An 18442-nucleotide genomic window follows, 5' to 3' on the forward strand; every position below is an offset into this window, starting at 1 on the left:
AGCGCGCAAACAGAGAAGATGGTATAATAGTCAAATGGTTCAATTATTATTCACTCTAAGCAGTCATATGCTCTTTATTTATGTGAGTTTTTACCTTTTAAAGGGTCTTGTTAGATGGGAAAAGATTTTAAAAGTGACAACTGAGAATACAGGAAAAGTTCGTTTACTAGTAGCCTTTTTCAGCATTGTAATGGGCTACATCATGAGTTCTTTCTTTATCAGCCTGTATCAGTTGTGGCAAGAAGCACTTAGAGGACTATTATAAAATCAAGAGTAAAGGAAATAAGTATGGAAAAAATTGTGGTTCAAGGTGGCGATAATCGTCTGCTAGGAAGTGTTACGATTGAAGGAGCAAAGAATGCAGTCTTGCCCTTGTTGGCAGCGACTATTCTAGCAAGTGAAGGAAAGACTGTTTTGCAGAACGTTCCTATCTTGTCAGATGTTTTCACTATGAATCAGGTGGTTCGTGGTTTGAATGCCAAGGTGAATTTTAATGAAGAAGCTCATCTTGTTGAGGTGGATGCGACTGGCGATATCACTGAGGAAGCTCCTTACAAGTATGTCAGCAAGATGCGTGCATCCATCGTTGTCTTGGGGCCAATCCTTGCTCGTGTAGGTCATGCCAAGGTATCCATGCCGGGCGGTTGTACGATTGGTAGCCGTCCTATTGATTTGCATTTGAAAGGTCTAGAAGCTATGGGGGCTAAGATTAGCCAGACAGCTGGTTATATCGAAGCTAAGGCTGATCGCTTGCAAGGCGCTCTTATCTATATGGATTTTCCAAGTGTTGGTGCTACACAAAACTTGATGATGGCGGCGACTCTGGCTGATGGTGTGACAGTGATTGAGAATGCTGCGCGTGAGCCTGAGATTGTTGACTTAGCCATTCTTTTAAATGAAATGGGAGCCATGGTCAAAGGTGCTGGTACAGAGACTATTACCATTACCGGTGTTGAGAAACTTCATGGTACGACTCACCATGTAGTCCAAGACCGTATCGAAGCAGGAACCTTTATGGTAGCAGCTGCCATGACTGGTGGTGATGTTTTGATTAAAGATGCTGTTTGGGAGCACAATCGTCCTTTGATTGCCAAATTACTTGAAATGGGAGTGGAAGTGACAGAGGAGATTGAAGGGATTCGAGTTCGATCTCAACTAGAAAATCTAAAAGCTGTCCAGGTAAAAACCTTGCCCCACCCAGGATTCCCAACGGATATGCAGGCTCAATTTACAGCCTTGATGACCGTTGCAAAAGGGGAATCAACTATGGTGGAGACAGTTTTCGAGAATCGTTTCCAACACTTAGAAGAAATGCGCCGCATGGGCTTGCACTCTGAGATTATCCGTGATACAGCTCGTATTGTTGGTGGTCAACCTTTGCAGGGAGCAGAAGTTCTTTCAACTGACCTTCGTGCCAGTGCAGCCTTGATTTTGACAGGTTTGGTAGCACAGGGAGAAACTGTGGTCGGTAAATTGGTTCACTTGGATAGAGGTTACTACCGTTTCCATGAGAAGTTGGCGCAGCTAGGTGCTAAGATTCAGCGGATTGAGGCAAGTGATGAAGATGAATAAGGAATCAAGCTACGTAATCAAGCGTTTAATTCTGGTCATTTTGGTACTGTTTTTAGGTGCTCTAGCTCTAGGAATTGGCTTAATGGTGGGTTATGGAATCCTGGGCAAGGGTCAAGATCCATGGGCTATCCTGTCTCCAGAAAAATGGCATGAATTGATTCATAAATTTACAGGAAATTAGGCTGGAGAACCAGTCTTTTTCTAGAGATAAGGAGAAAAATGGATAAAAAAACAAGACAGGCACTGATCGGACTGCTAGTGTTATTACTCTTATCTGCAGGGAGCTACTATATCCAGCAGATGCAGTTGATACCAAATAGTCCCAAAACCAAAGTTAGTCAGAAAAAACAAGCTGCTGAAGCTCCTAGTCAAGCATTGGCAGAAAGTGTCTTAACAGACGCAGTCAAAAGCCAAATAAAAGGGAGTCTTGAGTGGAATGGCTCAGGTGCTTTTATCGTCAATGGTAATAAAACAAATCTAGATGCCAAGGTTTCAAGTAAGCCTTACGCTGATAATAAAACAAAGACAGTTGGCAAGGAAACCGTGCCAACTGTAGCAAATGCCCTCTTGTCTAAGTCTACTCGCCAGTACAAGAATCGTGAAGAAACTGGGAATGGTTCGACTTCTTGGACTCCTCCAGGCTGGCATCAGGTTAAGAATCTAAAGGGGGCTTATACCCATGCGGTTGATAGAGGTCACTTGTTAGGATATGCCTTAATCGGTGGCTTGGATGGTTTTGATGCCTCGACAAGCAATCCTAAAAATATTGCTGTTCAGACAGCCTGGGCAAATCAGGCACAGGCAGAGGATTCGACTGGTCAAAACTACTATGAAAGCATGGTGCGTAAAGCCTTGGACCAAAACAAGCGTGTCCGCTACCGTGTAACCCTCTATTACGCTTCAAAAGAGGACCTAGTTCCTTCAGCTTCACAGATTGAAGCCAAGTCTTCAGACGGGGAATTGGAATTTAACGTCCTAGTTCCCAATGTTCAAAAGGGGCTTCAACTGGATTACCGAACTGGAGAAGTGACTGTTACTCAGTAACATACAAAACAACTCCTATATCACTTGTGGATATAGGAGTTGTTTTTACTAGTTTAAGTAGGGCTACAATAGACACTAATACTCAATGAAAATCAAGGTGCAAACTAGGAAGTTAGCCGCAGGTTGCAGATAAAGCTGACGTGGTTTGAAAAGATTTTCGAAGACTATGAGAAAAAATAATATGTACTGAACTATATTTTGTGATATAATAGAGGATAAGATACTATTTTAGGAGAAGAACTATGGAAGACCCAAGTAGTCAGAATTTGTTGCTACAACTTGTTTTATTGTTTATCTTGACGGTGTTAAATGCTTTTTTTTCAGCCACAGAAATGGCTATGGTTTCTCTTAACCGTTCGCGGGTTGAACAAAAGGCAGAAGAAGGAGATAGACGTTATATCCGTCTGTTGAAGGTACTAGATAATCCTAACCACTTTTTATCAACCATTCAAGTAGGAATTACCCTGATTACGATCTTATCTGGGGCGAGTTTGGCAGAAACTCTGGGACGAGAAATTACATCTTGGCTTGGAGATGGTGAAACAGCTTATGCCGTTGCAAGTTTTCTATCTTTAGCATTTTTGACTTATATTTCCATCGTTTTTGGGGAATTGTACCCTAAGAGAATCGCTCTTAATCTAAAGGATGCCTTGGCGATTCGTACAGCGCCAGTTATCATTGGGCTTGGGAAACTAGTTAGTCCCTTTGTTTGGCTCTTGTCTGCATCTACCAATCTCTTGAGTCGCTTGACTCCTATGGCCTTTGACGATGCTGATGAAAAAATGACCCGTGATGAAATTGCCTACATGCTGACAAATAGTGAAGAAACACTAGATGCTGACGAAATTGAAATGTTACAAGGAGTCTTTTCACTAGATGAATTGATGGCCAGAGAAGTCATGGTTCCTCGAACGGATGCCTTTATGGTGGATATTCAGGATGATAGTCAAATCATTATCCAAAGCATTTTAAAACAAAACTTCTCCCGTATACCTGTTTATGATGGAGATAAGGATAACGTGATTGGGATCATTCACACCAAGAGTATTCTCCAGGCAGCCTTTGTAGATGGTTTTGATAACATCGTATGGAAGAAAATTTTACAAGATCCACTTTTTGTTCCTGAAACTATTTTTGTGGATGACTTGTTAAAAGAATTGCGCAATACCCAAAGACAAATGGCAATTTTGCTAGATGAATACGGTGGGATGGCTGGTTTGGTGACCCTAGAAGACCTCTTAGAGGAAATTGTTGGTGAAATCGATGACGAAACAGATAAAGCGGCAATAGATGTTCATCAAATCGGTGAGGATACTTACATTGTTCAAGGTACCATGAATCTCAATGATTTTAATGACTACTTTGATGTTGAACTGGAAAGTGATGACGTTGATACCATCGCTGGCTATTATTTGATAGGAGTGGGGACCATTCCAACGACTGAGAAACTCAGTTATGAATTAGTCAGCCAAAACAAACAGCTTCTCCTAACCAATGATAAAGTGAAAAATGGACGTGTTACCAAGGTGAAAGTCCAAATTACCGAAGTTGAAATAGAAGAAGAAACAGAATAAACTAGAGGCTTTTGTCACCATGCGTGACGGAGCCTTTTTCAGTTGATTTCAAAAGGGGATTGTGTCCTCGAAAAGCTTAGCCCCAAACTTACCCCAAAAGTTTTTAAAAGTTATACGTATTGATTCGAGGAAAAAGAAAAAAGCCCTTTATACTGGGCTTTCTGTTTAAATGAAACCTGATAAATCAAGTTATAGAAGGCGGTAGACGGATTTGAACCGACGATCAAGCTTTTGCAGAGCCGTGCCTTACCACTTGGCTATACCGCCTTAACGTTTATTATTATACCTTGAAAATGATTTTCAGTCAATAGCTTTTTCAGATTTTTTGTATCAATAAGCCTAAATATTCTGAAAATTCGTTTACTTTTCTTGAAATCTATGATATAATTGATGATAACCTATACTTTATAAAGAGGAGTAAATAAATGAAAAAAAGTCAAGTGCTTGCTGTAGCGGGGGCTACCTTATTAGCGTCAGGAGTTCTAGCTGCGTGTTCAAACACTAGTTCAAATAATGCTAAACTAGCAAAAGATTACCAATATGTTTATCAAACAGACCCAGAAACTTTGGATTATATCGTTAGCAATATCGATTCAACATCTTTTATCACAACAAATGCTGTAGATGGTTTGTTGGCTAACGATAAATATGGTAATCTGGTTCCTTCTATCGCTGAATCATGGACAGTTTCAAAAGATGGTTTGACTTATACCTATAAAATCCGTCAGGATGCTAAATGGGTGACAGCAGAGGGAGAAGAATACGCTCCTGTAACTGCTAAAGACTTCGTTACTGGTTTGAAACATGCTGTAGATGGAAAATCAAAAGGACTTTCAATCGTTAGCTCTTCTATTAAGGGGTTAGAAGGCTACATCAAGGGTGAAACAAGCGATTTTTCAACCGTTGGTGTAAAAGCACTTGATGACCAAACACTAGAATATACCTTGAACCAGCCAGAAACTTTCTGGAATGACAAGACAACTAGTGGTGTTTTGATGCCAGTTAATGAAGAGTTCTTAACTTCAAAAGGGGAAGGTTTTGGTGCCCCAACAGATGCTAACTCTATTCTTTATAACGGTCCATTTGTCTTGAAGGCTGTAACTCCAAAATCATCCATCGAGATGGCTAAAAATGACGCTTACTGGGACAAAGAAAATGTAAAAATTGAGAACGTTAAGTTCACTTTCTGGGATGGTAAGGACCAGGATGTGATTGCTAAAGGTTTTTCTGATGGTCAATATAGCAAGGCTCGTATCTTCCCTACAAGTTCTACATATGAAAAATATGCAGCTGACTTCAAAGATAACATTTACTTTAATGAACCAGGTGCGGGTGTTGCAACTGTCAGCTTGAACTATGGCCGTACAACCTATAACCACACTGCCAAAACAAGTGATGCTCAAAAGACATCTACTCAGAAAGCATTGCTAAACAAGGAATTCCGTCAAGCCTTGAACTTTGCAGTCGATCGCAATTCTTATTCTGCTCAAACAAATGGTACTGATGGAGCTGCAGTAGCCATCCGCAATACGTTTGCACCTTATAATCTTCAAGTTGGTAAGAAAACATTTGGTGAATTGGTACAAGATAGCTTGGCTAAGACAAATTCTTCTACTTGGTCAAACGTGTCTCTAGCGGATTCTCAAAATGGACTTTACAATGAAGAAAAAGCGAAAGAAGTCTTTGCTAAAGCTAAATCAAGCCTGCAAGCTGAAGGTGTTGAATTTCCAATTCACTTGGATGCTTTGGTTATCCAAGAATCAACAGCGGTTGTAAACCGTGTTCAATCATTGAAACAATCAATTGAAAAAGTATTGGGTTCAGATAATGTTGTTGTAGACTTACAACAAATGACTCAAGCAGAAGCTTTACCAATTTCATTTAGCGCTCCAACAGCTAAAGAGCAAGACTGGGATATCCATACCTTACTAGGATGGAACCCTGACTATCAAGATCCTTCTACTTTCTTGGATCAGTTCGTCCTTAAGGGAGGAAGTACTCGTCTTTACCTTGGTATTGACCAAAATACAGATGCATCAGTAGTGGGCAAACTTGCTTTAGCTGATTATGGAAAATTACTTGATGACGCAAACAGTGAAAACCAAGATGTTCAAAAACGTTATGAAAAATACGCAGTAGCACAAGCTTGGTTGACTGACAACGCTTTGACAATTCCAGTAATGGCTTCTCCTAAAGAAACAGCCGTTTCATATGTTTCAAAAGTTCTACCATTTAGTTCTTCATATTCTGTAGCTGGCCTTAAAGGTGAAAATGCAGGATACCTGAAGTACACTGAAGTTGGTGAAAAAGCAATCACCAAAGAAGAGTATGAAAAAGCTCGTGAAAAATGGTTGAAAGAAAAGACTGAATCAAACGAGAAAGCTCAAAAAGAATTGGCAAGTCATGTGAAGTAAATAATGTTCAATAGAACTTTCTCTCCATGAGGAGAAGGTTCTTTTGGGATTTTTAAAGGAAATGATATGAAAAAATATATTTTTATGCGTGTTTTACGGTCATTGGTTTCTATCTTCTTAGTAACAACTTTGACTTACACGATTATCTATACAATGGTTCCTCGAAAATTGATTTTCAAACAGGATACCAACTATAACAAAATTGCGACAACTGCTGATAAACGTGATAACTATGAAAATACTGTTTATGAGCGTATGGGCTATATCGAGTACTACGATACCAAAGAGTTGCAAGAAAAAGCTAGTCAGATGGATGCTTCTGTAACCGTTGAAGCAAATGATACCAACAAGGCTATCTACGAAAAATACATCAAACAAATCGGTCATGGTTGGACCTTGGGAGAATTTACTGAAAGTGGCCAATTCTACGCTACTCGTGAAATCCCAATTTTCGAGCGTGTGTTCAAATTCTATGCAAACTTGCTTGACATTGACCATACAAACAAGATTCAAGACCCGGAAAATCCTAATTTAGAGCGTTATTTGCGATTTGAAAACGATCCGGCTATTGGATGGTCTCTAGTAGGTTCAGGGACTAAACATAAATACCTCTTGTACTTCAACAGTCAATTCCCATTTGTTCACCAAAACTTTGTCAACTTGAACTTAGGAGATTCTTACCCAACTTATGCCAATACTCCTGTTCTTCAAGTTATCACACAAGGTCAAGGACAAACCAAGACTTCAGAAGTTCAATTCCCAACTGGTAAGAAAACTTCTTCTGTAAATATTTACTCAAGAACCTACAAGTCTCCTAGTCAGGCTGATTCACGTGAAATAGCCAATTATGGGAAAGATGATCCTTATACAGCTACAGAAAGCAACTACCAATATCCTTCTATGATTGCTAGCTCTGCAGTCGTTGGATTGATTGGTTTGGTAATTTCTTATGCGATTGCTGTGCCACTTGGTTCAGCAATGGCTCGCTTCAAGAATACTTGGATTGATAGCTTTTCAACAGGGGTTTTGACCTTCTTGATGGCTCTTCCAACCATTGCCTTGGTTTACATTGTTCGTTTGATTGGATCATCAATTGGTCTTCCAGATTCATTCCCTATTTTGGGTGCTGGAGATTGGCGTTCGTATGTTTTACCAGCAGTGATTCTTGGTTTGTTGGGTGCTCCTGGTACAGCTATTTGGATTCGTCGTTACATGATTGACTTGCAATCACAGGACTTTGTTCGTTTTGCTCGTGCCAAAGGTTTGTCTGAAAAAGAAATTTCAAACAAACACATCTTTAAAAATGCCATGGTTCCGCTGGTTTCAGGAATTCCTGGTGCCGTTATCGGGGTTATTGGTGGTGCAACCCTTACTGAAACAGTCTTCGCCTTCCCAGGTATGGGTAAAATGTTGATTGACTCTGTAAAAGCATCTAATAACTCTATGGTCGTTGGTCTTGTCTTCATCTTTACATGTATTTCTATCTTCTCACTTCTTTTGGGAGATATTTGGATGACTATTATTGACCCACGTATTAAATTGACTGAGAAAGGAGGCAAATAATGTCTACAATCGATAAAGAAAAATTTCAGTTTGTAAAACGTGACGATTTTGCCTCTGAAGCTATTGATGCGCCAGCTTATTCATACTGGGGTTCAGTGTTTAGACAATTTATGAAGAAGAAATCAACTGTAGTCATGTTGGGAATCTTGGTAGCTATCATTTTGATGAGTTTCATCTACCCAATGTTTTCTAAGTTTGATTTCAATGATGTCAGCAAGGTAAACGACTTTAGTGCTCGTTATATCAAGCCAAATGCTGAGCATTGGTTCGGTACAGACAGTAACGGTAAATCTCTTTTTGACGGTGTCTGGTTCGGAGCTCGTAACTCTATCCTCATTTCTGTGATTGCGACAGTAATTAACTTGGTTATCGGTGTTTTTGTCGGTGGTATTTGGGGAATTTCAAAATCAGTTGACCGCGTGATGATGGAAGTTTATAACGTCATCTCAAACATCCCATCTCTTTTGATTGTCATTGTCTTGACTTACTCAATCGGAGCTGGATTCTGGAATCTGATTTTTGCCATGAGTGTGACGACATGGATTGGGATTGCCTTCATGATCCGTGTGCAAATCTTGCGTTATCGTGACTTGGAATACAACTTGGCGTCACGTACTCTGGGAACACCAACCTTGAAGATTGTTGCCAAAAATATCATGCCTCAATTGGTATCTGTTATTGTGACAACCATGACTCAAATGCTTCCAAGCTTTATCTCATACGAAGCCTTCTTGTCATTCTTCGGTCTTGGATTACCAATTACCGTGCCAAGTTTGGGTCGTTTGATTTCGGATTATTCACAAAACGTAACAACCAATGCTTACTTGTTCTGGATTCCATTGACAACTCTTGTCTTGGTATCCTTATCCCTTTTCGTAGTTGGTCAAAACTTAGCGGATGCTAGTGATCCACGTACACATAGATAGGAGTAGAAATGACAAAAGAAAAAAATGTAATTTTGACTGCTCGCGATATTGTCGTGGAATTTGACGTTCGTGACAAAGTATTGACAGCCATTCGCGGCGTTTCCCTTGAACTAGTTGAAGGAGAAGTATTAGCCTTGGTAGGTGAGTCAGGATCAGGAAAATCTGTTTTGACAAAGACCTTCACAGGTATGCTTGAAGAAAACGGTCGCATTGCCCAAGGTAGTATTGACTACCGTGGTCAAGATTTGACAGCTTTATCTTCTCACAAGGATTGGGAACAAATTCGTGGAGCTAAGATTGCGACTATCTTCCAAGATCCAATGACTAGTTTGGACCCAATTAAAACAATTGGTAGTCAGATTACAGAAGTTATTGTAAAACACCAAGGAAAAACAGCTAAAGAAGCGAAAGAATTGGCCATTGACTACATGAATAAGGTTGGGATTCCAGATGCAGATAGACGTTTTGATGAATACCCATTCCAATATTCTGGAGGGATGCGTCAACGTATCGTTATTGCGATTGCCCTTGCCTGCCGGCCTGATGTCCTGATTTGTGATGAGCCAACGACCGCCTTGGATGTAACTATTCAAGCTCAGATTATTGATTTGCTAAAATCGTTACAAAAGGAGTATCATTTCACAACAATCTTTATTACCCACGACCTTGGTGTGGTGGCAAGTATTGCGGATAAGGTAGCGGTTATGTATGCAGGAGAAATCGTTGAGTATGGAACTATTGAGGAAGTCTTCTATGACCCTCGCCATCCATATACATGGAGTCTCTTGTCTAGCTTACCTCAGCTTGCTGATGATAAAGGGGATCTTTACTCAATACCAGGAACACCTCCGTCACTTTATACTGACCTGAAAGGGGATGCCTTTGCCTTGCGTTCTGACTATGCAATGCAGATCGACTTCGAACAAAAACCCCCTCAGTTCTCAGTATCAGAGACACATTGGGCTAAAACTTGGCTACTTCATGAGGATGCTCCAAAAGTAGAAAAACCAGCTGTGATTGCAAATCTCCATGATAAGATTCGTGAAAAAATGGGATTTGCCCATCTGGCTGACTAGGAGGAAGGAAATGTCTGAAAAATTAGTAGAAATCAAAGATTTGGAAATTTCCTTCGGTGAAGGAAGTAAGAAGTTTGTCGCGGTTAAAAATGCTAACTTCTTTATCAACAAGGGAGAAACGTTCTCGCTTGTTGGTGAGTCAGGTAGTGGGAAAACAACTATTGGTCGTGCCATCATTGGTCTAAATGATACAAGTGGTGGTGATATTATTTTTGATGGTCAAAAGATTAATGGTAAGAAATCGCGTGAACAAGTTGCGGAATTGATCCGTCGAATCCAGATGATTTTCCAAGACCCTGCCGCAAGTTTGAATGAACGTGCGACTGTTAATTATATTATTTCTGAAGGTCTTTACAATCACCATTTATTTAAGGATGAAGAAGAACGTAAAGAGAAAGTTCAAAATATTATCCGTGAAGTAGGTCTTCTTGCTGAGCACTTGACTCGTTACCCTCATGAATTCTCAGGTGGTCAACGTCAACGTATCGGTATTGCCCGTGCCTTGGTCATGCAACCAGACTTTGTTATTGCGGATGAGCCTATTTCAGCTTTGGACGTTTCTGTGCGTGCCCAAGTCTTGAACTTGCTCAAAAAATTCCAAAAAGAACTTGGCTTGACCTATCTATTTATTGCCCATGACTTGTCGGTCGTTCGTTTTATTTCAGATCGTATCGCGGTTATTTACAAGGGTGTTATTGTAGAGGTTGCAGAAACAGAAGAATTGTTTAACAATCCAATTCACCCATATACTCAAGCCTTGCTTTCAGCGGTACCAATCCCAGATCCAATCTTGGAACGTAAGAAGGTCTTGAAGGTTTACGACCCAAGTCAACACGACTATGAGACTGATAAGCCATCTATGGTAGAAATCCGTCCAGGTCACTATGTTTGGGCTAACCAAGCCGAATTGGCGCGTTACCAACAAGGGTTAAACTAATAATGGTTTTATAATTTCCATGTCAACTTTTTATGGGAATTATAAACCTTTTTTGTTGGACTAATTTGAAAAACTTTGAAAGCAGCTTGAAAGAATTTTCGAAAGAAATAGAATTCTTAGAAAATCATTGAATTATAGTGAGATGAAATAAAATCTGAACAACTCGATTAGGAAAGTCAAATTAATTTCTAGAAATGATTTAGAAGTCGCGGCGTATTATTCTAGCTTCAATCTACTATAGTCTAATACTCTTCGAAAATCTCTTCAAACCACGTCAGCGTCGCCTTACCGTAGATATAGGTAACTGACTTCGTCAGTCTTATCCACAACCTCAAAGCAGTGCTTTGAGCAATCTGCGGCTAGCTTCCTAGTTTGCTTTTTGATTTTCATTGAGTCTAATATCTATAATGTAAAAAACTCTAGCTATCAGGTAGTCGATAGTTAGAGTTTTTTCCTATTCATATGATTTAATGAGATTAAATAAGGCTTCTGCTTCTGATGACAGTGTAGCTGATTTGAGATAAGCGTAATAAACTGTAAATGTTATCTGGTCCTCCGGTATTAGAGGAATTTTTATTAAATCATCATCTTCATCAGAAAGTGCGATATCAGCCAGTAAACTAAGGCCAATCCCTTTCTTTAAAAGTTCTTTAATGATGACAATGTCGTCACTCTTAAAGAATATTTCTGCCTTGTTTTGATACTTTTGATTAAGCATTTCAAAAGCTTTCAGGTGAACAAAGTGTTCGTCTAAAAGTATAAAGGATTGATCTACTAAATCTTCAAAAGTGAGGGAAGGAGCAGTAGCAAGAGGATGGTTCTTTGATAAAACGACATACAGTTCTTTATGAAAGAGTTCATGTGTCTCTATTGAAGGATGATTGAGTGGTTCAATCAAGCCGAGTAGGCTTGCATCAAGGTCTCCTTTGAGGAGAAGATTTAATAACTCTACGGAGCCACCGCGGATAGGGCGTACTTTTTTTAAAAAATCGAATTTATCTTTTTCGTTTAAGGCAGCAAAGAGATACTGAATGATAATAGGAGGAAATCCTACAGTAGAGTATTGGGCCAAGGAACGATTGATTTCTTTGCGAGTAGAAATAACCTCAGGTAGGATCTTTTCTGTATGCTTTAGAAGGATTTGCCCTTGAGGAGTGAGTTTGAAGGAACGATGCGAGGGATCGTGGTGAATCAATTTGCAATTAAAAGATTCCTCTAAGCGCTTGATGGCATAAGAAATAGATGGTTGGCTGACTTTATGTAGTTTTGCTACTTCCGTATAGGATTGAAGCTGGCAGAGGTCATAAAAATATTGTAGATCTTTTAAATTCATATGGGCTCACTTTCATTAGTTGGAGAAGGAAAATAAGTGGAAATCACCAGATAAATACTTTTTATCCGTACACTACAATTTGACTATACGAGTATTCACCAGTTAAAATGTAAGTGAGTCAGGGATATCAAAGGTTATCTAAGATACTTTCAAAAATGACCAACATCTTTTCTCGTTTATCAATAGGGAGTTGTTTAATCTTCATGTTGATTCTTTTGAGTGAAAGATTGTCACTCTTATCAGAGGTTAATTCAAGGCTATCAAAATTGAAAAATTCCTCTGGGGTCATTTCTAGGGCATCAATCACTTTTTCAAGACTGTGAATGGTCAGATTCACATTTTGGTTTTCAAGTTGATTGATATACTTAAGTCCGAGTCCTGCTTGTTCCGAAAGTTCTTCCTGGCTCATTTTATTCTGTGTTCGAAAATATTTCACTTTTTGGGAAATATATTGTTGTAAATAGTTTTTATTCGTCATATAAATAGAATACAAGTTTTATATGACAAAAAAACACCTTGAAAAATACAAAGTATTATATAACATACTTATATGATATTTATTTTAATTCGGATTATCAATTTGTATGATTGGTTTCTTTTACTCGAAACTTTTAATAAAGAGTGATTATCGAGAGTTTGATGAGTTCAGAAATTTATAAAATAGAACAACTTAAAGTGCCATTAATAATAGTGTTTTAAGTATAAAAGAGCCTATTAGAAAATGTCTTCGTAGACTCATTATAACATATGCGTACACAATAGTATTTTTTAAACAACAAAGTTTTCCAAACAATTCATTTAAGTGGTATAATAGAAGTAAAAAGGAGGTTGCACTATGACTGCACATGATATTTTAAACAACCCTTTCCTGAACAAGGGGACTGCCTTTACCTTAGAGGAGCGAAAGGAACTAGGTCTTATTGGTTTATTGCCACCGTATGTTCAAACGATTGAAGAACAAGCGGCGCAAACTTATGCACAAATGCAAACAAAAGCCAATGATTTGGAAAAACGTCTTTTCCTAATGGAAATTTTTAATACCAACCGGACTCTTTTCTATTACCTCTTTTCTCAACATTTGGAGGAATTCAATCCAATTGTATATGATCCAACCATTGCAGATACCATTGAAGGCTATAGTGACCTCTTTGTAGATCCCCAATATGCGGGATATCTTGATATCAATCATCCTGAAAATATTGAAGCCACTTTGAAAAATGCTGCTGGGGATCGCGAGATTCGTCTCATTGTTGTAACAGATGCAGAAGGAATCCTTGGAATCGGTGACTGGGGAACAAATGGTGTCGATATTTCTGTCGGGAAATTGATGGTCTACACGGGTGCTGCTGGAATCGATCCTGCTATGGTCCTTCCTTTAGTTATTGATGCAGGGACTAACCGTGAAGAACTTCGTAACAATCCTAATTACTTAGGAAATCGTCACGAACGGGTTCGCGGAGATCGTTACTACGACTTTATTGACCAATTTGTTCAAACAGCAGAACGTCTCTTTCCTAAACTCTACCTTCACTGGGAAGATTTCGGCCGCTCGAATGCTGCCAATATTCTTGAAAAATACCGGAAACAAATTCCAACTTTTAATGATGATATTCAAGGTACAGGAATCGTTACCTTGGGTGGTATCTTTGGATCACTGGATATTAGTGGTGAAAAATTAACAGATCAAGTTTATCTCTGCTATGGTGGTGGGACTGCAGGTGCAGGAATTGCCTCTCGTGTTCTTCGTGAAATGGTGAGCGAAGGTCTTTCTGAGGAAGAAGCCTATAAACGTTTCTTTATGGTTGATAAACAAGGTCTTCTCTTTGATGATATGGATGACTTAACACCAGAGCAAAAACCATTTGCTAAGAAACGTGCTGACTTTAGTAACGCAGACAAGTTGACTGACTTGCTTGAAGTAGTGAAGACTGTGAAGCCAACCATTCTTGTAGGAACTTCGACTCAACCTAATACCTTCACTAAAGAAATAGTAGAGGCTATGTGTGAAAACACAGAACGCCCGATGATTTTCCCTTTGTCAAATCCAACCAAACTAGCAGAAGCTAGTGCCAAAGATTTGATTGAATGGTCAGATGGCAAAGCTTTTGTCGCAACAGGAATTCCTGCTGATACGGTTTCTTATAAAGGTGTCGACTATGTGATTGGTCAAGCCAATAATGCCTTGATTTACCCAGGTCTTGGTCTAGGTATGCTGGCTTCTGAAGCAAGTCTTTTGACTGATGAAATGATTGGAGCAGCAGCTCATTCATTGAGTGGTATTGTCAATCCAGGTCAACCAGGAGCTCCTGTCTTGCCACCATTCAAGTATGTAGCAGATGTTTCTATTAAAGTAGCAGAAGCAGTCGCTAAAAAAGCACAAGAGCAAGGCCTTGCGCGTGCTAAAGAAACTGATATGGCTAAAGCAGTTCGTGATTTGAAATGGTATCCAGAGTATAAATAATTCATTCCTGCTGTCTATCCTTCACTAGCGACAGATTTGTATGGACTGTGGACTTAAGTAATTTAGAAAGGATACCTATGTCACTCTTTTTAACCTCGATTACGAGTATCATTCCGATTATTGCTATCATTGTTTTGGGGTATATTCTTCAGGTGAAGGGATGGTTTGGAGATGCCTTTGGACCTAACCTGTCTCGTTTGATCATGAATGTAGCCTTGCCAGCGTCAATCTTTGTGTCGGTGATGAAATACCTAACTCTAGATAAACTAATCAGTCTTTCTGGAGGTCTCCTTTATACATTTGTGGCCTTTATCTTGGGCTATATCGTAGCTTATATTGCAGTTATGGTTTTCAAGGTTCGTCCAGGACGGCGAGGAACCATGATTAATACCTTTGTGAATGCCAACACTATTTTTATTGGTTTACCTTTAAACGTTGCTCTTTTTGGGGATCAGGCTCTTCCTTATTTCTTAATTTACTATATCACCAACACGATTTCCACCTGGACATTGGGCGTGTATTTGATGACGAGTGATAGTAAGTCGGGTCAAAGCAAGAAGACAAGTAAATTTGACTGGAAGAAATTGCTACCAGCTCCGCTTGTAGGTTTTCTTGTGGCTCTACTGTTTTTGATTCTCCGAATCTCTATTCCAGATTTCGCAACGAATACCTTAACTTATGTTGGAAATATCGTCACTCCCCTATCTCTGATTTATATTGGTATCGTTCTTGCAAAGGCAGGCTTGAATACGATTACTTTTGATAAAGATACAATTGTCACTTTAGTTGGACGCTTTATCCTAGCCCCTCTAATCATGCTTCTTGTATTGAAGTTCTTTGCACCAAATATGGCGACAGTAGAATTTAAGACCTTTATGATTCAGTCCGCTACACCAGCTTTAGCTGTTCTCCCGATCCTTGCTAATCAGGGAAAAGGAGATGTTGAATTTTCAACGAATGTGGTCACTCTAAGTACGGTTCTATTTATCCTTGTTATTCCAATATTACAAACTTTATTAGGATAAGAGGAAGATGGAAGATATCATACAAGAACTGGAGAAGGAAGTTATAAAGTTCACCCTTAATCGGCGATGGACCAGAATACCTTTTGAAAGTAGATGAGTATAAAAATCTTTGAAATTATCCTAAAAGAATTGGAAGAATTTGCCAAATTGAAAGCAGCTGTCAAGAATTTTCGAAAAATTTTAAAAAATTCTGAAATATTCTTGACAGGTGAAGAAAAAGGTGGTAGGATAGGAAACATCAAAAAAGAAAGCAGAAAAAGAAATGAATAAGAGACAAGCTGTAACGATGAATCAAAACTTTTACTTTAGCTACTTTAGATAGTGTTTGTAGACATGTCACCATGGATGCAAACAGTTCAAGCAATTTGTTTGTATCTATGTGGCTAAGATTTTTGATTGTGGTCCATATAGATGAATATCTAAATGGACTAGCTAAGTTATAACTTGTTAGATTATTTCAAGCATCCGTTTAGGTATTATCTAGGCGGTTTTTTGTTTTATACTCTTCGAAAATCAAATTCAAACCACGTCAACGTCGCCTTGCCGTACTCAAGTACAGCCTGCGGCTAGTTTCCTAGTTTGCTCTTTGATTTTCATTGAGTATTATCTTTTCTGAGAAGGAGTTTCATTATGAAAGTTGTTCGAAAATTACTAGCCCCCCTCTTGGTAGTAGGGATTCTCTTGACCTCTCTGATCAGTTTGCATCAGTTGAAGGCAGATAAGAAAAAAGATGTTTTTCGTATCGGTATTTCGCAGTTTATTACTCATCAATCTTTGGATGCTACTAGAGAAGGTTTTGTGGATGAGCTGGCCAAGCAAGGCTATGTTGAAGGGGAAAATATCGAGATTGATTTGCAAAATGCACAGGGTGAGCAAAGAAATCTAAAAACTATTTCTCAGCAGCTAGCAGAATCTAGTGATGTCGTTCTAGCTATCGCAACGCCTTCTGCTCAGAGCTTGGCCAATACAACACAAACGACACCGGTTATCTTTTCAGCGGTAACAGATCCTGTCAGTGCCAAGTTGGTTGAGTCAAGAGAGCACCCTGGGGGCAATGTAACTGGGACAAGTGATCAGTCATCAGATGCCATTTTAACCCAAATCAATTTGATAAAGAAAGTGTTACCAAAGGCTAAAACGATTGGAATCCTCTATACTCAGAGCGAGGCAAACTCAGTTGTCCAAAAGGATGAAGCTAAGCGCCTTCTGGAAGAAAAAGGCTTTACCGTTGTTGAAAAAACAATCTTGGACAGTAACAACGTCAAGGCAGCAGCAGAAAGCTTGATGGCAGAGGTGGATATGGTTTTTGTACCAACGGATAATATCATTTCATCAACCATGGAAACAGTCAAGCAGATTTCTATTAAACACAAGGTTCCAGTATTTGGTGGTTCAACAGAAATGGTTGCGGTTGGTGGCTTGTATAACTACGGTACTAATTATGAAGAATTGGGAAGACAGACAGCACGCATGTTGATTCGTGTTTTAAAAGGTGAGAAGCCAGAAAATATAGCAGTTGAGTTGCCTGAAAAACTGGAATTGCATACCAATCAAGAAATGGCAGAAGCATTGGGAATTGATATTAGTAAGTTAGAAGGCAAGGAATAAGGAGGTTTAAGATGAATTTTGTATTATCTAGTTTATCAGAAGGTTTACTATGGTCGATTATGGCGATTGGGGTCTACTTGACTTTCCGTATTTTGGATATTGCGGATATGACTGCTGAAGGAGCCTTTCCACTGGGGGCGGCTGTTGTCGTATCTCAGATACAGGCAGGGACAAATCCTTGGATTGCGACCTTACTTGCTTTGCTGGCGGGTATGGTAGCAGGTCTTGTATCAGGAATGCTCCATACCAAGATGAAAATTCCAGCTCTCTTGACAGGAATTGTGACCTTGACAGGGCTTTATTCAATCAATATTAAAATCATGGGAAGTGTCCCCAATCTTTCCTTGGGAGATTCTTCGACTGTCTTTAAACAATTGGCGAGTTTGGGGGTGTCAAATGAAGAAGCTGTTTTCTCATTCAGTTTAGCCTGTCTCTTACTTGTCTGTCTAGTCTTGACTCTTTTGATGAAAACAGAGATTGGCTTGGTCTTGCGTTCGACTGGAGACAATATTCCGATGAGTGAGGCCAATGGGGTCAATGTAGACACCATGAAGATTGTTGGTTACATGATTTCAAACGGTTTGATTGCCCTATGTGGTTCCTTGTTTGCCCAAAATGATGGATTTTCGGATGTAACTTCTGGGACAGGAACTATCGTTGTTGGTTTGAGTGCAGTCATTATTGCGGAAGTTTTGATACACGACTTGACCATTGGAGGCCGCTTATTATCCATCGGAATCGGTGCTATTGTTTACCGTTTGATTATTTTAAATATCTATGAGATTCCAAATCTAGATCAAAATCTAGTTCGTCTCTTTAATGCAATCTTGTTAGCCTTAGTTTTATTTGCGCCAGAATTGCAAAAGAGATTAAAGATTCGTGGCCTGAAATTGAGAAATGAATAGGAGG

General features: G+C 39.3%; 17 protein-coding genes and 1 tRNA gene. 15 read left to right on the plus strand and 3 right to left on the minus strand.

The features are described from left to right. The first annotated feature begins 34 nt into the window (after positions 1-34). The 5 genes from UKS_RS01520 (at position 35) to UKS_RS01540 (ending at position 4190) form a co-directional block, all read left to right on the plus strand. Positions 35-265 carry a DUF1146 family protein gene (locus UKS_RS01520; protein ID WP_080977062.1) on the plus strand — a complete coding sequence of 77 codons (231 nt, stop codon included), beginning with the start codon at positions 35-37 and terminating at the stop codon, positions 263-265. 23 nt (positions 266-288) lie between these two features. After that, the gene (gene murA, locus UKS_RS01525; RefSeq protein WP_156011481.1) at positions 289-1572 is read left to right on the plus strand and encodes a UDP-N-acetylglucosamine 1-carboxyvinyltransferase; all 1284 of its coding nucleotides are present in this window, start codon (positions 289-291) and stop codon (positions 1570-1572) included. Beyond that, positions 1565-1753: a DNA-directed RNA polymerase subunit beta gene (locus tag UKS_RS01530; RefSeq protein ID WP_173020490.1), complete on the plus strand. Its 189-nt coding sequence runs from the start codon at positions 1565-1567 to the stop codon at positions 1751-1753. The genes murA and UKS_RS01530 overlap by 8 nt, the downstream gene beginning before the upstream one ends. Before the next feature lie 38 nt (positions 1754-1791). Beyond that, a complete protein-coding gene (gene endA / locus UKS_RS01535; RefSeq protein WP_156011485.1) occupies positions 1792-2616 on the plus strand; it encodes a DNA-entry nuclease EndA in 825 nt (274 codons plus the stop codon). 242 nt (positions 2617-2858) lie between these two features. Then, entirely contained in the window at positions 2859-4190 is a 1332-nt protein-coding gene (locus UKS_RS01540; RefSeq protein WP_049496219.1) for a hemolysin family protein, read from the plus strand. A 196-nt stretch (positions 4191-4386) separates the two neighbouring features. Here the strand turns inward: UKS_RS01540 and UKS_RS01545 are convergent. Then, positions 4387-4457: transfer RNA gene (locus tag UKS_RS01545), tRNA-Cys, on the minus strand. A gap of 158 nt (positions 4458-4615) precedes the next feature. Between UKS_RS01545 and UKS_RS01550 the strand changes: the two genes are divergently transcribed. The 5 genes from UKS_RS01550 (at position 4616) to UKS_RS01570 (ending at position 11106) form a co-directional block, all read left to right on the plus strand. Next, entirely contained in the window at positions 4616-6604 is a 1989-nt protein-coding gene (locus UKS_RS01550; protein WP_156011487.1) for a peptide ABC transporter substrate-binding protein, read from the plus strand. A 66-nt stretch (positions 6605-6670) separates the two neighbouring features. Continuing rightward, on the plus strand, positions 6671-8167 hold the full coding sequence (locus UKS_RS01555) for an ABC transporter permease (RefSeq protein WP_156011488.1): 1497 nt from the start codon (positions 6671-6673) through the stop codon (positions 8165-8167). Next, on the plus strand, positions 8167-9093 hold the full coding sequence (oppC, locus tag UKS_RS01560) for an oligopeptide ABC transporter permease OppC (protein ID WP_000103691.1): 927 nt from the start codon (positions 8167-8169) through the stop codon (positions 9091-9093). Before UKS_RS01555 ends, oppC begins: the two co-directional genes overlap by 1 nt. Positions 9094-9101: 8 nt before the next feature. After that, complete coding sequence (locus UKS_RS01565) at positions 9102-10169, plus strand: ABC transporter ATP-binding protein (protein ID WP_156011490.1); 1068 nt, start codon at positions 9102-9104, stop codon at positions 10167-10169. A gap of 10 nt (positions 10170-10179) precedes the next feature. After that, a complete protein-coding gene (locus UKS_RS01570; RefSeq protein ID WP_156011492.1) occupies positions 10180-11106 on the plus strand; it encodes an ATP-binding cassette domain-containing protein in 927 nt (308 codons plus the stop codon). A 454-nt stretch (positions 11107-11560) separates the two neighbouring features. Here UKS_RS01570 and UKS_RS01575 read toward each other — a convergent pair whose 3' ends face one another. Both UKS_RS01575 and UKS_RS01580 read right to left on the minus strand, forming a co-directional pair. Further along, complete coding sequence (locus UKS_RS01575) at positions 11561-12439, minus strand: LysR family transcriptional regulator (protein ID WP_156011494.1); 879 nt, start codon at positions 12437-12439, stop codon at positions 11561-11563. A 127-nt stretch (positions 12440-12566) separates the two neighbouring features. Further along, the gene (locus tag UKS_RS01580; protein ID WP_156011497.1) at positions 12567-12917 is read right to left on the minus strand and encodes a helix-turn-helix domain-containing protein; all 351 of its coding nucleotides are present in this window, start codon (positions 12915-12917) and stop codon (positions 12567-12569) included. 357 nt (positions 12918-13274) lie between these two features. On the opposite strand from UKS_RS01580, the gene UKS_RS01585 reads away from it, so the two are divergent. The 5 genes from UKS_RS01585 to UKS_RS01605 all read left to right on the plus strand — a co-directional run bounded on the left by UKS_RS01585 (position 13275) and on the right by UKS_RS01605 (position 18438). Beyond that, positions 13275-14900: a malolactic enzyme gene (locus tag UKS_RS01585; RefSeq protein WP_156011499.1), complete on the plus strand. Its 1626-nt coding sequence runs from the start codon at positions 13275-13277 to the stop codon at positions 14898-14900. Between the two features lie 77 nt (positions 14901-14977). Further along, entirely contained in the window at positions 14978-15925 is a 948-nt protein-coding gene (locus UKS_RS01590; RefSeq protein WP_156011501.1) for an AEC family transporter, read from the plus strand. Between the two features lie 93 nt (positions 15926-16018). Beyond that, positions 16019-16195: a hypothetical protein gene (locus tag UKS_RS01595; RefSeq protein ID WP_156011503.1), complete on the plus strand. Its 177-nt coding sequence runs from the start codon at positions 16019-16021 to the stop codon at positions 16193-16195. Positions 16196-16555: 360 nt separating this feature from the next. Further along, positions 16556-17533 (plus strand): ABC transporter substrate-binding protein, encoded by a 978-nt coding sequence (locus tag UKS_RS01600; protein ID WP_156011505.1) that lies wholly within the window; start codon positions 16556-16558, stop codon positions 17531-17533. An 11-nt stretch (positions 17534-17544) separates the two neighbouring features. Beyond that, positions 17545-18438, plus strand: coding sequence for an ABC transporter permease (locus UKS_RS01605; RefSeq protein WP_156011507.1), 894 nt, complete (start codon positions 17545-17547; stop codon positions 18436-18438). Positions 18439-18442 lie beyond the last annotated feature (4 nt).

Source organism: Streptococcus sp. 116-D4 (assembly GCF_009731465.1).
GTDB classification, from domain to species: Bacteria; Bacillota; Bacilli; order Lactobacillales; family Streptococcaceae; genus Streptococcus; species Streptococcus pseudopneumoniae_E.

Coding starts and splice junctions, on each gene's coding strand:
- UKS_RS01540 (WP_049496219.1), top strand. CDS start 2,859: ATGGAAGACCCAAGTAGTCAGAATTTGTTGCTACAACTTGTTTTATTG.
- UKS_RS01580 (WP_156011497.1), bottom strand. CDS start 12,917: ATGACGAATAAAAACTATTTACAACAATATATTTCCCAAAAAGTGAAA.
- UKS_RS01530 (WP_173020490.1), top strand. CDS start 1,565: ATGAATAAGGAATCAAGCTACGTAATCAAGCGTTTAATTCTGGTCATT.
- UKS_RS01585 (WP_156011499.1), top strand. CDS start 13,275: ATGACTGCACATGATATTTTAAACAACCCTTTCCTGAACAAGGGGACT.
- UKS_RS01595 (WP_156011503.1), top strand. CDS start 16,019: ATGAGTATAAAAATCTTTGAAATTATCCTAAAAGAATTGGAAGAATTT.
- UKS_RS01605 (WP_156011507.1), top strand. CDS start 17,545: ATGAATTTTGTATTATCTAGTTTATCAGAAGGTTTACTATGGTCGATT.
- endA (WP_156011485.1), top strand. CDS start 1,792: ATGGATAAAAAAACAAGACAGGCACTGATCGGACTGCTAGTGTTATTA.
- UKS_RS01565 (WP_156011490.1), top strand. CDS start 9,102: ATGACAAAAGAAAAAAATGTAATTTTGACTGCTCGCGATATTGTCGTG.
- UKS_RS01520 (WP_080977062.1), top strand. CDS start 35: ATGGTTCAATTATTATTCACTCTAAGCAGTCATATGCTCTTTATTTAT.
- UKS_RS01550 (WP_156011487.1), top strand. CDS start 4,616: ATGAAAAAAAGTCAAGTGCTTGCTGTAGCGGGGGCTACCTTATTAGCG.
- murA (WP_156011481.1), top strand. CDS start 289: ATGGAAAAAATTGTGGTTCAAGGTGGCGATAATCGTCTGCTAGGAAGT.
- oppC (WP_000103691.1), top strand. CDS start 8,167: ATGTCTACAATCGATAAAGAAAAATTTCAGTTTGTAAAACGTGACGAT.
- UKS_RS01570 (WP_156011492.1), top strand. CDS start 10,180: ATGTCTGAAAAATTAGTAGAAATCAAAGATTTGGAAATTTCCTTCGGT.
- UKS_RS01575 (WP_156011494.1), bottom strand. CDS start 12,439: ATGAATTTAAAAGATCTACAATATTTTTATGACCTCTGCCAGCTTCAA.
- UKS_RS01555 (WP_156011488.1), top strand. CDS start 6,671: ATGAAAAAATATATTTTTATGCGTGTTTTACGGTCATTGGTTTCTATC.
- UKS_RS01590 (WP_156011501.1), top strand. CDS start 14,978: ATGTCACTCTTTTTAACCTCGATTACGAGTATCATTCCGATTATTGCT.
- UKS_RS01600 (WP_156011505.1), top strand. CDS start 16,556: ATGAAAGTTGTTCGAAAATTACTAGCCCCCCTCTTGGTAGTAGGGATT.